Origin of the sequence: Microvirga sp. 2YAF29 (assembly GCF_052114605.1) — a bacterium.
GTDB lineage: Bacteria > Pseudomonadota > Alphaproteobacteria > Rhizobiales > Beijerinckiaceae > Microvirga.
On the sequence record NZ_JBFRFB010000005.1, the window covers coordinates 250,821 to 264,173 of the forward strand.

Genomic DNA, 13,353 nt, shown 5'->3' on the forward strand with positions numbered 1-13,353 from the left:
ATCGATTTGCCCAAGTTGAGCTTGGGCAACAGGCAAGGACTTCTCGTTTGCTCGGCAGCCCCTTCAGGAGCATCCTTCTCTCATAGAAACACACCTCTGATGGAGGCCTGCCATGGCAACCGGATACGCCACAGTAAATCTTGGGTTCGCAAGGGCCAAGCCCGAAAGGAAGACGACGATGCTCGACTATCTTCTCCGCTTCGAATACTGGCTCGACAACCGCTCATCCAGCCGCGAGCTTTACCGCATGAACGACCGCGATCTGGCAGATATGGGCTTGTCCAAGGCCGATGTGGACGGCTTGAATGGCGCCTTCTGGGAAAACTCCTGATCCTGCCAGAAAGATCGACGATGAAGCTTTATTCCGGCGCTGTCAGCCTCTTCTCACGCAAGGTCGAAATCGCCCTGCATGAGAAGGGGCTTTCCTTCGAGCGCATCCAGGTCCCCTTCAGCCAGACCGAGGGCTACAGCCCGAAGGACCCGGCGGTGCTCACCGCCAATCCGAAAGGGCAGGTGCCCGTCTTCGTGGGTGATGGCCTCGTGCTCTACGATTCCACCGTGATCGTGGAATATCTGGAGGATGCCTATCCCACGCCGCCTCTCTTCCCGAAGGAGCCGAAGGAGCGGGCACGCTGCCGCCTGCTCGATGTCTTCGCCGACGAGGTGATGCTGGCCTCCTTCCGCCCCCTGATGCACCGGACGGAGCCGCACGAGGTAAACGATCCGCGCTTTCTCGCGAACGAGGCGAAGGCCAGGGAGGCCGAGCCTGCTATCGCAGGCCATTTCGCTACCCTTGAACGCGCGCTGTCGGACAAGCCTTATCTCTGCGGCACGTTTTCCGCCGCCGATATCGCCGCTTTCATGGCCGTGTTCTGGGTTCGCCGCCTCGGTGGTCCTTCGTTGAAACCCTACCCGGCTCTCGCGGCTTGGTACACCCGCCTCGCCGAGCGCCCGGCTTTCGCCGAAGTCAGCGCCGCGATCCTCCAGGCCGACCGGGAGATTTCAGCGCCGGTCGAAGGCGCGTTCCGGGATTAGCAGGAGAGAATCGTCATCCCGGGCGGTGTAAGCTCAGCCCCTTTGTCATTCCGGGGCGCCGCAGGTGTGGAAACCCATAAACACTTGTGGTTCAGAAAGTGGTGAGAAGCGTCCCACTCTATGCTGCAATCGTCGTGGTTATGGGTTCCGGGCTCTCGCTACCACTCGCCCCGGAATGACAGAGGGGCGCCACACCCTGAATCCGATCCCGGATCTCCGCTTCGCTCCGTCCGGGATGACCCATACGCGAACCGCTTCCGCGATTGAGCCAAACAGCCGCTATTCTCTTGGGAGAACAAAAGGCTTAAAAGGGCGCCTGATTTCTCCGACAGCAGACAGGCCGGTCTCGTGAAAAAAGTCTTCGTCAAATCCTATGGCTGCCAGATGAACGTCTACGATGCCGAGCGCATGGCGGACATGCTGGCGACTGAAGGCTATGCCGAGACCAAGGCCATGGAGGAGGCTGACCTCGTCATCCTCAACACCTGCCATATCCGCGAAAAGGCCGCCGAGAAGGTCTATTCGGAACTGGGCCGCGTGCGCGAGATGAAGCAGGAGCGCGAGGCGCAAGGGCAGGAGATCAAGGTCGTGGTCGCGGGCTGCGTCGCCCAGGCCGAAGGTAAAGAAATTCTGCGCCGCGCGCCCGCCGTGGACGTGGTGGTCGGCCCGCAGAACTATCACAACCTGCCCCAGCTTCTGAAAAAGCCCCGCTCGGAGCGCGTGGTCGATACGGAATTTCCCATCGAGGACAAGTTCGACCACCTGCCCGCCCCGACCAAGGCCCGCACCCAGAGCCGTGGCGTCTCGGCCTTCCTGACGATTCAGGAGGGTTGCGACAAGTTCTGTACCTTCTGCGTGGTGCCCTATACCCGCGGCGCCGAGGTCTCGCGCCCTGTCGCCAAGATCGTGGACGAAGCGCTGCGTCTCGCCGATGCGGGCGTGCGCGAACTGACGCTGATCGGGCAGAATGTGAACGCCTATCACGGCGAGGGGCCGGACGGGCTCGTATGGACGCTCGGCCGCCTGCTCCATCGCCTGGCCGATATCCCCGGCATCGTGCGGCTTCGCTACATGACGAGCCATCCGCGTGACATGGACGAGGAGCTGATCGCCGCCCATCGCGATATTCCTGCCGTCATGCCCTATCTGCACTTGCCCGTGCAGTCCGGCTCCGACCGCATTCTCGACGTGATGAACCGCAAGCATACGGGCGACGAATACCGCCGCGTGATCGAGCGTGTTCGCGCCGTGCAGCCGAATCTTGCCCTGTCCTCCGACTTCATCGTCGGCTTCCCCGGCGAGACGGATGAAGAATTCGAGGACACCATGAGGCTTATCGCCGATGTGGGCTTTGCCAGCTCCTTCTCGTTCAAGTACAGCCCCCGCCCCGGCACGCCCGCGGCGGAGATCGAAACCCAGGTTTCCGAGGCTGTGAAGTCCGAGCGGCTGGCGCGCCTGCAAAATCTGTTGGAAACCCAAAGACAGGCTTTCAATCACGGAACCGTTGGTCAGACTCTGGACGTTCTCTTGGAGAAGCCGGGTCGTTACCCGGGCCAGATGGCCGGCAAGTCGCCCTATATGCAACCTGTGCAGTTTGACAGCGACAGCCACCGGATTGGTGATATCGTGACGGTGCGGATCACGCAGACAAGCACCAACAGCTTGTTCGGGGAAGTGGTCGAGCCAGGCTCCCAGGCCGCGGCCTGACACTTTCTCCTGCGAAGAGAGTTTTCTTTCGTGGCATCCCCGCCGCGAAAAACAAAGGAGAGGCATTTGAGGCCAGCGGACAACGCGACCGCACGAGCGCAAAAGGGCAGATCCCCCAGCACTTCGCATCCAGGCGTCGAGGAAGAGGCGGAAATCATCCTCACCTTCGACGACAACCGCCTCGCCAGCCTAGTCTTCGGGCAATACGACCAGAATCTCGCGCATCTGGAGCGCCGCCTGAACGTGGCCGCCGTCGCCAATGGCAATCGGGTCACCGTGAAGGGCACACCCGAATCGACCGAGATGGCCCGGCGCGTTCTCGAAAGCCTGTATGACCGGGCCCGCCAGGGCGGCCCCATGGGCACCGGCGACGTAGACGGCACCATCCACGAAGCTACCCTTCAAGGTTCCCTGTTCTCTCCCGAGGAAGCCCCGGCTCCGGGCCTCTCCGCCTTCGACCATATCTCCACCCGCAAGCGCGGTCCGGTGCGCGCCCGCAACGCGGCGCAGAACACCTATATCAAGGCGCTCAAGCAGAACGAGCTGACCTTCGCGGAAGGCCCTGCCGGTACTGGCAAGACCTGGCTTGCGGTCGGCTATGCCGTCTCGCTGCTCGAAGCCGGTCAGGTGGACCGCCTCATCATCTCTCGTCCGGCCGTGGAAGCGGGCGAGCGCCTAGGCTTCCTGCCCGGCGATTTGCGCGAGAAGGTCGATCCTTATCTGCGCCCGATCTACGACGCTCTCTACGACTTCATGGAAGCGCGCCATGTGGACCGGGGCCTCCAGACCGGCATGATCGAGATCGCGCCGCTCGCCTTCATGCGCGGGCGCACGCTCACCAACGCACTGGTTCTGCTGGACGAGGCCCAGAACACCACCACCATGCAGATGAAGATGTTCCTGACCCGTCTCGGCGAGGGCTCGCGCATGATCATCACCGGCGACCCGACGCAGATCGACCTGCCGCCGGGCCAGAAGTCCGGTCTCGTGGAAGCCGTGCGCATCCTGCAGGAAGTCGAGGGCATCTCCCGCGTCACCTTCAAGGAAGGCGACGTTGTGCGCCACGACCTCGTGCGTCGCATCGTAGCGGCCTACGACACCGACTTCCGCAACAATCCACCTCAGGAAACCTCTTACCGGGATCGGAATTTCAGGCCGTGATCGAGATCGACATCATGATCGAGGAGGGCGACTGGGAGACGATCCCGGACGCGGAGGGCCTTGCCCGGAAAGCGGCCTCGGCGGCGCTTGCCGTCACCTATGAGGCCGCCGGTGATTTCGAGGCGACGGTCATGCTTACCGACGATACGCATATCCGGGAGTTGAACCGCGACTGGCGGGCCAAGGACAAGCCGACCAACGTGCTGTCCTTCCCGGCGCCTGAAATGCCCGGTGCGACAGGGCCTCGCCATTTGGGCGATATTGCTTTAGCTTACGAGACACTGGTGCGCGAATCCGAGGAGGAATCCAAGGAGCTTGCGCATCATTTTGTCCATTTGATCGTTCATGGAGTCCTGCATCTTCTCGGCTACGACCACGAGGTCGAGGCGGAGGCGGAAATCATGGAAGCTCTCGAGGTAAAGGCGCTCGCCACCCTTGGCATCGCCGACCCTTATCGCGATATGGCAGCATGAGCGGCTGACGCTCGGGCTGAATTCAAACAGATATGAACGAAGATCGAAGTCGTAGCGAACGCCCTGTCCGACCTAGCAGCGAGACAGACGATACACGCGACCATTGGTACGACCGGGTGCTGACCCGGCTGGGCCTCAAACCCCGCGAATCCATCCGTCATGATCTTGAGGATGCCCTCGAGGAATCCGTCGAGGACACGGACTTTTCGCCCCGGGAAAGGGCGATGCTCAAGAACGTGCTGTCCTTCCACCGCATCCGGGTGGAAGACGCGATGGTGCCACGGGCCGACATCGTCGCGGTAGCCGCCGACACCAATCTCGGCGAGCTTTTGAACCTCTTCCGCACCGCCGGACATTCCCGTCTTCCGGTCTATGGCGAGACCCTCGATGATCCGAAGGGCATGGTCCATATCCGCGACTTCCTCGATTTCATTGCCATGCGCGCCGACAGCGGCGCCTCGGAATCGGGCTCGACCGACGAGACGCCTCCGCCGAGCCTCGGCCAGATCGATCTCTCCATGTTGTTGGCCTCCGCCAATATCCTGCGCCCCGTCCTCTTCGTGCCGCGCTCCATGCCCGCCATCGACCTTCTGGTGCGCATGCAGGCGACCCGCACCCACATGGCCCTCGTGATCGACGAATACGGCGGCACGGACGGCCTTGTCTCCATCGAGGACCTCGTGGAGATGGTGGTGGGCGATATCGAGGACGAACACGATGTCGACGCCACGATCACCATCGTGAAAGCGGCCGACGGCACCTATATCGCCGATGCCCGCGCCAGCCTCGAAGAGATCATGGAGATGCTCGGCGTCGATCTCTCCGGTGAGGAAGGTGCCGAGGACATCGACACGATCGGCGGCTTCATCGTCACGGTCGCCGGACGCGTGCCGTCCCGAAGCGAGGTGATCGAGGGACCGAACGGCCTAGAATTCGAGGTTCTCGACGCGGATCCCCGCCGGGTGAAGCGCCTGCGCATCCTGCAGCGGAACATGGACTCGACCTCCGTGGAGGTTCCTCTCCTGCCGCCGCCCCATAACGCCGCCGCCGAATGATCTCCCTTGCCGATCGCGTCATCCTCGCCCGGGGATGGCGCCGCTGGCTCCTGGGCTTTGTGGCCGGGGCCGTCGGCGCGCTCGCGATGCCGCCCTTCGGTTTTCTCGCCGCACTCGCCCTGTCTTTGATCCCCGTAATCCTGCTGATGGACGGCACCGCCAAGAGCGGAGCGTCGCGCTGGGCACCCGTGAAAGCGGCCGCCTTCATCGGCTGGTTCTGGGGATTCGGCTATTTCGTCGCCGGGCTCTGGTGGCTGGGCGCGGCTTTCCTCGTGGAGGCCGACCAATTCGCCTGGGCCCTGCCCTTGGGCGTGCTGGGCCTGCCGGCGGTGCTCGCGTTCTTTCCCGCCTTCGGTTTCGCCCTGGCGCGCCTGCTCTGGCTGCCCGATGCCTCCCGCGTATTCGCCCTCAGCTTCGGCCTGACCGTCAGCGAAGTCATGCGAGGGCATCTTTTTACCGGCTTTCCCTGGAACAGCCCCGGCATGGCGCTCGGTCAGAATCTCTGGCTCATGCAGAGCGCGTCTCTCGTCGGCCTCTATGGCCTGACCTTTATCGCGATAGCGATCTGCGCCGCGCCTACCCTGCTCCTGACCGGGCGCACCCGGCGCGAGCGCTGGATGTCGCCTGTCTTGGCGCTGCTTGCCATAGGCATCATGGCCGGGTTCGGAATCTGGCGCATCCCGTCCGAACCCTCGGCCACGGTCGAGAACGTGCGCTTCCGCATCATGCAGCCGAACCTTCCGCAGGACGCGAAATTCAATCCGCGCAACCGCGACGCCATCATGCGCCGCTACCTGACGATCAGCGCGAGCCAGGCGCGCGACGGTATGGGCCTTGCCGGTGCAACCCATCTCGTCTGGCCCGAATCCGCCTTTCCCTTCCTGCTCCATCGCGATCCTGCCTCGCTTGCTCAGATCGGCGGTCTTCTGGAGCCGGGGTCCGTCCTGATCACCGGCGCCGCGCGCATGGATGAGCCGCTGCCGGGCGAAGCCGTGGGCAAGTTCTTCAACGCGATCCAGGTCATCGACGATCGCGGCACGATCCTCGGCGCCTATGACAAGGTGCACCTAGTGCCCTTCGGGGAATATGTGCCGAAATTCCTCGACACCCTGATCCGGGTGGTGGGCCTGCGCCAGTTCGTGCAGATCCCCGGCGGCTTCGAGCCAAGTGAGCGTCGCGTGCCGCTGACCATTCCCGGCCTGCCGCCGGTGGCTGCGACGATATGCTACGAGGCGATTTTTCCTGGCGACATCTTGCCCGAAGGGCCGCGCCCGAACCTCATCCTCAACGTCACCAACGACGCATGGTTCGGCCAGACGCCGGGACCTTACCAACACTTTGCTCAGGCACGCCTACGTTCCGTAGAGGAAGGTCTGCCTTTAGTCAGAGCTGCGAACACCGGAATCTCTGCAATGATCGATTCATATGGTCGTATTGTGGACAGTCTTCCACTTGGGGTTGAAGGCGTTATAGATGTAAAGTTACCGGTTGCGTCTTCACCGACAGTTTATTCGAAATTCGCAATGTTTTCTTTGACGGCCACGCTTGCCGTCTGCTTAATGGCTTTAATTGTAGGTCGAAAGCAGCGGTCCTTTGTAGTATAGGGTAATGATGACTCGACGCTACGTCAGCTTCGGCAAGAAAGCGTGAGTTATGAAGAAATCGACCAGCTCAATCGATGTGGAGATCGGGACACGCGTGCGTATGCGCAGGATCTCGATTGGCATGAGCCAAGAAAAACTTGGCGATATGCTTGGCCTTACGTTTCAGCAGGTCCAGAAGTATGAAAAAGGCACCAACCGGATCAGCGTTGGTCGCCTCGTCGATATCGCCAAGATCCTCGGTGTTGGAATCGACTTCTTCTTCAACGGTATCAAGAGCGTCAAAATCGATACGGGCTTTGCGGAGGAAGAATCCGCTCCCTATATCTCGGATGTAATGTCCACGCCGGAAGGTCTTCAGCTGATCAGAACCTTCACCGGCATCAAGAACGCCAAGGTTCGCAAAAGCATCGTTCAATTGGTCGCGGCTCTCGCGGCCCAGGAAAACGAAGAAGAGCGTTCTTCATAAAGAACGCGTTCGCTTGACCTTTCTTTAAGGCTGCGGCATGAGCATGGCAAAAGAAGCCTACAGAACCGGTAGGCATAGCTATCCTATCTGCCTCGAAGGAATTCTATCGTGCGCCGCTCCAGCTATCTTTTCACCAGTGAATCGGTCTCCGAAGGCCATCCGGACAAGGTCTGCGACCGGATTTCGGATGCCGTCGTCGATGCTTATCTCGCCGCGGAGCCCGAGGCTCGCGTAGCCTGCGAGACGCTCGCCACCACCAACCGCGTGGTCATCGCCGGTGAGGTGCGCGGTCCCGATTCGATCAATAAGGACAAGGTGATCGAGCTCGCCCGCGATGCCATCAAGGATATTGGCTACGAGCAGGAAGGCTTCCACTGGAAGAACGCCGAGATCGACGTCTACCTGCATGCCCAGTCGGCGCATATCGCCCAGGGCGTGGACGCGTCCGGCAACAAGGACGAAGGCGCGGGCGACCAGGGCATCATGTTCGGCTATGCCTGCAACGAGACACCCGAGCTCATGCCGGCGCCGATCTACTACGCCCACAAGATCCTCGAAAACCTGAACGTCGCCCGCAAGGCGAAGACCGGCGATGCCGCCAAGCTCGGGCCCGACGCCAAGAGCCAGGTTACGGTGCGTTACGAGAACGGCAAGCCGGTCGGCGTCACGCAGATCGTTCTGTCGACGCAGCACCTGGACGAGAATCTGTCGTCGGACGACGTGCGCAAGATCGTCGAGCCCTATATCCGCAAGACCCTGCCGGAAGGCTGGATCTCGTCCCAGACCATCTGGCACGTGAACCCCACCGGCAAGTTCGTGATCGGCGGTCCCGACGGCGATTGCGGCCTCACCGGTCGCAAGATCATCGTGGACACCTATGGCGGTGCAGCCCCCCATGGCGGCGGCGCCTTCTCGGGCAAGGACCCGACCAAGGTGGACCGCTCGGCCGCCTATGCAGCCCGCTACCTGGCCAAGAACGTGGTGGCCGCAGGCCTTGCCGAAAACTGCACCCTGCAGCTCTCCTACGCCATCGGCGTGGCGAAGCCCCTCTCGATCTACGTGGACCTGCACGGCACTGGAAAGATCGCCGAGGACAAGCTCGAAGCGGTTCTCATGGACGTCATGGACCTCTCGCCCCGCGGCATCCGCACGCATCTCGGCCTCAACAAGCCGATCTATGCCCGCACCTCCGCTTACGGCCATTTCGGCCGCGCGCCGCAAGCTGACGGCGGCTTCTCCTGGGAGCGCACGGACCTCGCCGACAGCCTCAAGGCGGCGTTCCGGTAAGGACCTGATCCGAAAAAGTGGGCACCGGTTTTCTGAGAGGATCGTGCCCACTTAGGAGAAATCTTCTATGAGCGAAGCTCCCGAACAAACCGGCGCCTTCTTCGGGCGCCGGAAAGGCAAGAAGCTTCGCGCAGGCCAGGACGATCTCGTCCATAATCTGCTGCCCGCGATCCGCACGATCCCGGGCAGCGCGCCCTCCAGCCAGTTCCCGAACACAGATGCGCGCGAAACTTGGCTTGAGATCGGCTTCGGCGGCGGTGAACATCTGGCTCACCAGGCCCGCTCCCATCCCGACGTCAATTTCATCGGCTGCGAGCCCTTCGTGAACGGCATGGCGAAGCTTCTCGCCGCCGTGGAGCATGAAAAGCTCGGCAATATCCGCGTCTGGGACGACGACGTCACCAAGCTGCTGCCGACCCTGCCGGACAATTCCTTCGACCGCGTCTACATTCTCTATCCCGACCCCTGGCCGAAGCGCCGCCAGCGCAAGCGCCGTCTGGTGTCGGACGAGATGCTCGTCGAGCTTGCCCGCGTCATGAAGCCGGGTGCGGAGCTGCGCTTTGCCAGCGACATCGACGATTACATCGGCTGGGTGCTTGCCCGCGTCATGCGCTCAGACCATTTCTGCTGGACCGCCGCCCGCGCCGACGATTGGCGAAACGCTTATGAAGGCTGGCCCGGCACCCGCTACGAGGCGAAGGCGATCCGCGAGGGCCGCGTGCCGAGCTACCTGACGATGGTGCGTGTTCAAGCCACGCCTTGAGTCATCCGCTCGTCGCTGACGACCATTCCATCCACCAGATGAATGCGCCGGTCCATACGGGCTGCAATGTCGAGATCGTGCGTGACGGCGATCACGGTCTTGCCGCGCTTGTGCACGAGATCCTTGAGGATGACGAAGACCTGTTCCGAGCTTTTGCTGTCGAGGCTGCCGGTCGGCTCGTCGGCGAGCACGACGCGAGGATCGTTGGCGAGCGCCCGGGCGACGGCGACACGCTGGCGCTGACCGCCTGACAGCTGATCCGGCCGCTTGTCGAGATGACCGGCCAGTCCGAGATCCTCCAGCAATCCCGTGGCACGCTCCCGCATCTCACACGAGGACAGGCGTCCCGCCTTGCGCATCGGCAGCTCCACGTTGCCGAGCACGCTGAATTCCGGCAGCAGGAAGTGGAACTGAAAGACGAAGCCGAGCAGGTCCAAGCGCATGCGGGCGAGTTCGTCGTCATCGAGGCGCGAGGTATCCTGACCGGCAATCCGCAGCGTGCCGCTGGTCGGGCGGTCGAGAAGCCCGAGCAAGTAGAGAAGCGAGGATTTACCTGAACCGGAGGGACCGGTGATCGCGATGAGCTCCTTCTCTCCGATTGTGAACGACACATCGCGCACCAGCGTCACGGGGACGATGGCCGGCAGGATGCGTGTCAGGTTTTCGGCTTCGATGAGCGCGGTCATGTAGCGCCCCGAATGATGTCGACCGGATTGAGCCTGGCTGCCTGACGGGCGGGAAGATAGCCCGCTACTCCCGCCGCGATGAGCGCGAAAAGCGAGGCGATCACATAGTGCCAGGGGCTCCAGAACAGGGGAAGGCGCGTCAATTCCCGGCCGATGCCGGCGCCCGACACCTTGAACTCCACCTGGGACAGGGCCAGGCAGAGCAGGAAGCCAATTATCCAACCGGCCACGGAACCGGCAAAGCCGAGCGCCAGCCCCTCCATCAGAAACAATCGCCGCATGTTGCCTTGCGTGAAACCGAGAGACTTGAGGATCGCGATGTCGCGCGCCTTCTCATGCGTGATGGTGGAGATGATGTTGTAGATGCCGAAGCCTGCCACGAGCAGGATTGCGCCGACGACCGTGTACATGACCACGTTGCGTACAACGAGCGCTTCGAGAATCGATTCGTTCGCCTCCTGCCAGGGCACTGCCTTGTAGCCGATCTCCGCTTCCACCTGACGGGCGACGCGCGGCGCTGCACCAGGATCGTCGAGCCGCACCCGGATATCGTTGATGGCGTTGGGACGCTCGGAGAGTATCTGCGCATTCTTCAGAAGCACATAGGTCTCGCCCTCGTCGCGTGCATTGTTGCCGGTGTGGAACTGCCCGACGATCTTGAAGCCGCGCGACTGGCCCGTGGGCGAGACGAGCTGGATCGTGGTGCCGATCGATGCCCCGAGGCGTTGCGCCAGCCTGTCACCCACTACGATGTTGTTGCCGCCCGCACGCAGGGCATCGAAACTCCCTTGAAGGAAATCGCCTGCGACGGAGGAAACCGTTTCCTCAACCTCAGGCTCGATGCCGAGGATCGTGACGCCCACATCGCGGCCGGAATAGCGGGCCACCCCCTGTGTGCGCAGGCTTTGCGCGATCCGGCCAGGCACCCAGGCGCGCAGGGAAGCGAAGGCGGCAGCCGGGTTGAGGATGCCGCGCCGATCCTCTTTCGGCCTCAAGCCCTCGAAGCTCACGGCGGGAAACAGGTCTTCCGCCGGCTGGCGTCGCGGCGTGCGGCTCTCGTCGCTGATCTGCACATGCGGCATCGTATCGACGAGCTGGGCGATGAAATCCTTCTCCGTACCCTGCATGAGCGCCGCCATGGCGATGGAAAAACCCACACCGAGCGCGACGCCGAGTGTCGCCACGACGGTCTGGCGGCCGCGTCCGGCGATATGCGTGAAGGCAAGGTCAAGGATCAGGCGCATCTCAATGGCCCTTCTCTTTGACAATAGCCCCGTCGGCGAGTTCTTCCGCAAACGGGACGATCACCCGCTCGGTCTCCTCCAGTCCCGACAGAATCTGCGTGTTGCTGGCGCCGCGAATGCCGGTCTTCACCTTCCGTCGCCGGGCGATGCTGTTCTCGACGATGAACAGGGCCTCGCCGCGAAGAGCGCTCGTCGGCACGAGAAGAGCGTCGGAGACCACATGCACGATGATGTTCACCTCGACCGTCATGCCGATCCGCAAGGGCGTGGCATCCGGCAAGGCCAAGTGCACCCGGTACGTCTTGGCGACGGGATCGCCCTTCGGGGTGATCGATTCGACGCGGGCCTCCAGGATCTGGCCGGGGAATGCATCGGCCTTCAGGACGGCGCGCTGGCCGACCGTGACCCGGGGGATGTCTTCCTCGTTCACGTCGGCCTCGATCTGGAGCGGCTTGGGCTCGCCCACCCAGAACAGCACGGTTCCCGGCTCTGCCACCTCGCCTACCTCCCCATCCTGACGCAGGACGACACCGCTCATGGGCGCGCGCAACACATAGGATTCGAGACGCGATTGCTGGCCTGCGATGAGAGCTTCGACCTGGTTCAGCTCGCTGCGGGCGCGGTCCAGTGTCTGTTCCGTTGACACCCGGCGCTCCACGAGGGCAACGGCCCTGTCGTAATCGGAGGACGCGGATTTATGTCGGGCGCGCAGCTCGGCGAGGGTCGATTCCGGCTGCCGGCTGTCGAGCCGGGCCAGCACGGCGCCGCGCTCCACCGGCTCGCCTTCGCAGTTGCAAAGCTCGACGATCCGCTCCCGAAGGAGAGGGGTTACCTTGGCCCATGTGCGCGGCTCGACGACGCCGGTGGCATAAACGATCTCCGCCGCATCGCCCCGGCTGGGCTGAACCACGGCAATCTCGCGCGGCTTGCGAAGGTACCAGACGGCTGCTCCTGCGACCGCCAGCACGGCCATGGCAAGGAGCACGCGGGACAGCTTCAAGACAGGCCCTCCAATACCCAGGATTTCTAGCATAACCGGAGCTTGGCCGCGATTGAGGGTTATTCCGGAGCAGCGGCAAAGTGGCTGGACCGGCACGTCCGACACAACTCTTGCGTTTTTAGCCTTGTGGAGCTATATCTTTCGCCGTCAGCTCTGGTTGCAGCGTTAAGCTGCCGTTCGAGAGTGGGCCCCGCCGGGTCCGCTCTTTTTTATTGCTTGAATGCCGGAGCTTTGGAGAATCATGACGAACGAACGCGACAAGCGGCTGATAACGGAAAACGGCGTTGCTGCCCGTGTGGCCGCCATCGTGGAACCCGTGATCGAGGATCTGGGCTTCAATCTCGTGCGGGTGAAGGTCACCGGCGAGAACGGCTGCACCGTGCAGATCATGGCCGAGAGGCCGGACGGCACCATGGCGGTCAGCGATTGCGAGACCGTCAGCCGCGCCGTTTCGCCGGTGCTCGACCTCGAGGATCCGATCTCCACCGCCTATTATCTCGAAGTTTCCTCGCCGGGCATCGACCGCCCGCTCGTGCGTGCCAGCGACTTCGAGCGCTGGACCGGCCACGATGCCAAGGTCGAGCTGGCCGTGCCTCAGGCAGGCCGCAAGCGCTTTCGCGGTTTCCTGCGCGGCGTCGAGAATGGCGAGCTCGTGATCGAGCTGCCGGACGTGAAGGAAGGCCTCGAGCCCATCGCGCGCGTTCCCCTCTCGGATCTCGGCGAAGCGCACCTCGTTCTGACCGACGACCTGATCCGTGAATCGCTGCGCCGGGGAACGGCGCCGACCACGGACGATCTTGATGAAGACACGGATGTGGTGGAAGCGCCTGAACAGGACAACGACCCATCCGATACGAAACCGAACTAAGGAG

The 13,353-nt window shown here is 62.7% G+C and carries 14 protein-coding genes; 11 read left to right on the plus strand and 3 right to left on the minus strand.

The genetic code is table 11. From position 1 onward, the window contains the following. The first annotated feature begins 178 nt into the window (after window positions 1–178). The 10 genes from AB4Y85_RS09180 to trmB all read left to right on the plus strand — a co-directional run bounded on the left by AB4Y85_RS09180 (window position 179) and on the right by trmB (window position 9,551). Window positions 179–331, plus strand: coding sequence for a DUF1127 domain-containing protein (locus AB4Y85_RS09180; protein ID WP_441984570.1), 153 nt, complete (start codon window positions 179–181; stop codon window positions 329–331). Window positions 332–351: 20 nt separating this feature from the next. Then, window positions 352–1,035, plus strand: coding sequence for a glutathione S-transferase family protein (locus tag AB4Y85_RS09185; RefSeq protein WP_441984571.1), 684 nt, complete (start codon window positions 352–354; stop codon window positions 1,033–1,035). Window positions 1,036–1,383: 348 nt separating this feature from the next. Further along, on the plus strand, window positions 1,384–2,742 hold the full coding sequence (gene miaB, locus AB4Y85_RS09190) for a tRNA (N6-isopentenyl adenosine(37)-C2)-methylthiotransferase MiaB (RefSeq protein WP_441984572.1): 1,359 nt from the start codon (window positions 1,384–1,386) through the stop codon (window positions 2,740–2,742). 66 nt (window positions 2,743–2,808) lie between these two features. Continuing rightward, a complete protein-coding gene (locus AB4Y85_RS09195) occupies window positions 2,809–3,903 on the plus strand; it encodes a PhoH family protein (RefSeq protein WP_441984573.1) in 1,095 nt (364 codons plus the stop codon). A gap of 14 nt (window positions 3,904–3,917) precedes the next feature. Next, window positions 3,918–4,376, plus strand: coding sequence for an rRNA maturation RNase YbeY (ybeY, locus tag AB4Y85_RS09200; protein ID WP_441984660.1), 459 nt, complete (start codon window positions 3,918–3,920; stop codon window positions 4,374–4,376). Between the two features lie 32 nt (window positions 4,377–4,408). Next, the gene (locus tag AB4Y85_RS09205; RefSeq protein WP_441984574.1) at window positions 4,409–5,431 is read left to right on the plus strand and encodes a hemolysin family protein; all 1,023 of its coding nucleotides are present in this window, start codon (window positions 4,409–4,411) and stop codon (window positions 5,429–5,431) included. Beyond that, complete coding sequence (gene lnt / locus AB4Y85_RS09210) at window positions 5,428–7,035, plus strand: apolipoprotein N-acyltransferase (RefSeq protein WP_441984575.1); 1,608 nt, start codon at window positions 5,428–5,430, stop codon at window positions 7,033–7,035. Before AB4Y85_RS09205 ends, lnt begins: the two co-directional genes overlap by 4 nt. Before the next feature lie 49 nt (window positions 7,036–7,084). Then, window positions 7,085–7,501 (plus strand): helix-turn-helix domain-containing protein, encoded by a 417-nt coding sequence (locus AB4Y85_RS09215; protein ID WP_441984576.1) that lies wholly within the window; start codon window positions 7,085–7,087, stop codon window positions 7,499–7,501. A gap of 108 nt (window positions 7,502–7,609) precedes the next feature. Further along, window positions 7,610–8,788 (plus strand): methionine adenosyltransferase, encoded by a 1,179-nt coding sequence (gene metK / locus AB4Y85_RS09220; protein WP_441984577.1) that lies wholly within the window; start codon window positions 7,610–7,612, stop codon window positions 8,786–8,788. A gap of 67 nt (window positions 8,789–8,855) precedes the next feature. After that, on the plus strand, window positions 8,856–9,551 hold the full coding sequence (gene trmB, locus AB4Y85_RS09225) for a tRNA (guanine(46)-N(7))-methyltransferase TrmB (protein WP_441984578.1): 696 nt from the start codon (window positions 8,856–8,858) through the stop codon (window positions 9,549–9,551). Here the strand turns inward: trmB and AB4Y85_RS09230 are convergent. Genes AB4Y85_RS09230 through AB4Y85_RS09240 form a run of 3 tightly spaced genes read right to left on the minus strand, consistent with a single transcriptional unit; the run spans window position 9,536 to window position 12,454 of the window. Beyond that, entirely contained in the window at window positions 9,536–10,237 is a 702-nt protein-coding gene (locus AB4Y85_RS09230) for an ABC transporter ATP-binding protein (RefSeq protein WP_441984579.1), read from the minus strand. The two genes, trmB and AB4Y85_RS09230, sit on opposite strands and share 16 nt — an antisense overlap. Further along, complete coding sequence (locus AB4Y85_RS09235) at window positions 10,234–11,481, minus strand: ABC transporter permease (protein ID WP_441984580.1); 1,248 nt, start codon at window positions 11,479–11,481, stop codon at window positions 10,234–10,236. Before AB4Y85_RS09235 ends, AB4Y85_RS09230 begins: the two co-directional genes overlap by 4 nt. 1 nt (window position 11,482) lies before the next feature. After that, complete coding sequence (locus AB4Y85_RS09240; protein WP_441984661.1) at window positions 11,483–12,454, minus strand: efflux RND transporter periplasmic adaptor subunit; 972 nt, start codon at window positions 12,452–12,454, stop codon at window positions 11,483–11,485. Window positions 12,455–12,722: 268 nt separating this feature from the next. Between AB4Y85_RS09240 and rimP the strand changes: the two genes are divergently transcribed. Next, on the plus strand, window positions 12,723–13,349 hold the full coding sequence (gene rimP / locus AB4Y85_RS09245; RefSeq protein WP_441984581.1) for a ribosome maturation factor RimP: 627 nt from the start codon (window positions 12,723–12,725) through the stop codon (window positions 13,347–13,349). The last annotated feature ends 4 nt before the right edge of the window (window positions 13,350–13,353 follow it).

Coding starts and splice junctions, on each gene's coding strand:
- AB4Y85_RS09180 (WP_441984570.1), top strand. CDS start 179: ATGCTCGACTATCTTCTCCGCTTCGAATACTGGCTCGACAACCGCTCA.
- AB4Y85_RS09185 (WP_441984571.1), top strand. CDS start 352: ATGAAGCTTTATTCCGGCGCTGTCAGCCTCTTCTCACGCAAGGTCGAA.
- ybeY (WP_441984660.1), top strand. CDS start 3,918: ATGATCGAGGAGGGCGACTGGGAGACGATCCCGGACGCGGAGGGCCTT.
- AB4Y85_RS09205 (WP_441984574.1), top strand. CDS start 4,409: ATGAACGAAGATCGAAGTCGTAGCGAACGCCCTGTCCGACCTAGCAGC.
- lnt (WP_441984575.1), top strand. CDS start 5,428: ATGATCTCCCTTGCCGATCGCGTCATCCTCGCCCGGGGATGGCGCCGC.
- AB4Y85_RS09215 (WP_441984576.1), top strand. CDS start 7,085: ATGAAGAAATCGACCAGCTCAATCGATGTGGAGATCGGGACACGCGTG.
- trmB (WP_441984578.1), top strand. CDS start 8,856: ATGAGCGAAGCTCCCGAACAAACCGGCGCCTTCTTCGGGCGCCGGAAA.
- AB4Y85_RS09230 (WP_441984579.1), bottom strand. CDS start 10,237: ATGACCGCGCTCATCGAAGCCGAAAACCTGACACGCATCCTGCCGGCC.
- AB4Y85_RS09235 (WP_441984580.1), bottom strand. CDS start 11,481: ATGCGCCTGATCCTTGACCTTGCCTTCACGCATATCGCCGGACGCGGC.
- AB4Y85_RS09240 (WP_441984661.1), bottom strand. CDS start 12,454: ATGGCCGTGCTGGCGGTCGCAGGAGCAGCCGTCTGGTACCTTCGCAAG.
- rimP (WP_441984581.1), top strand. CDS start 12,723: ATGACGAACGAACGCGACAAGCGGCTGATAACGGAAAACGGCGTTGCT.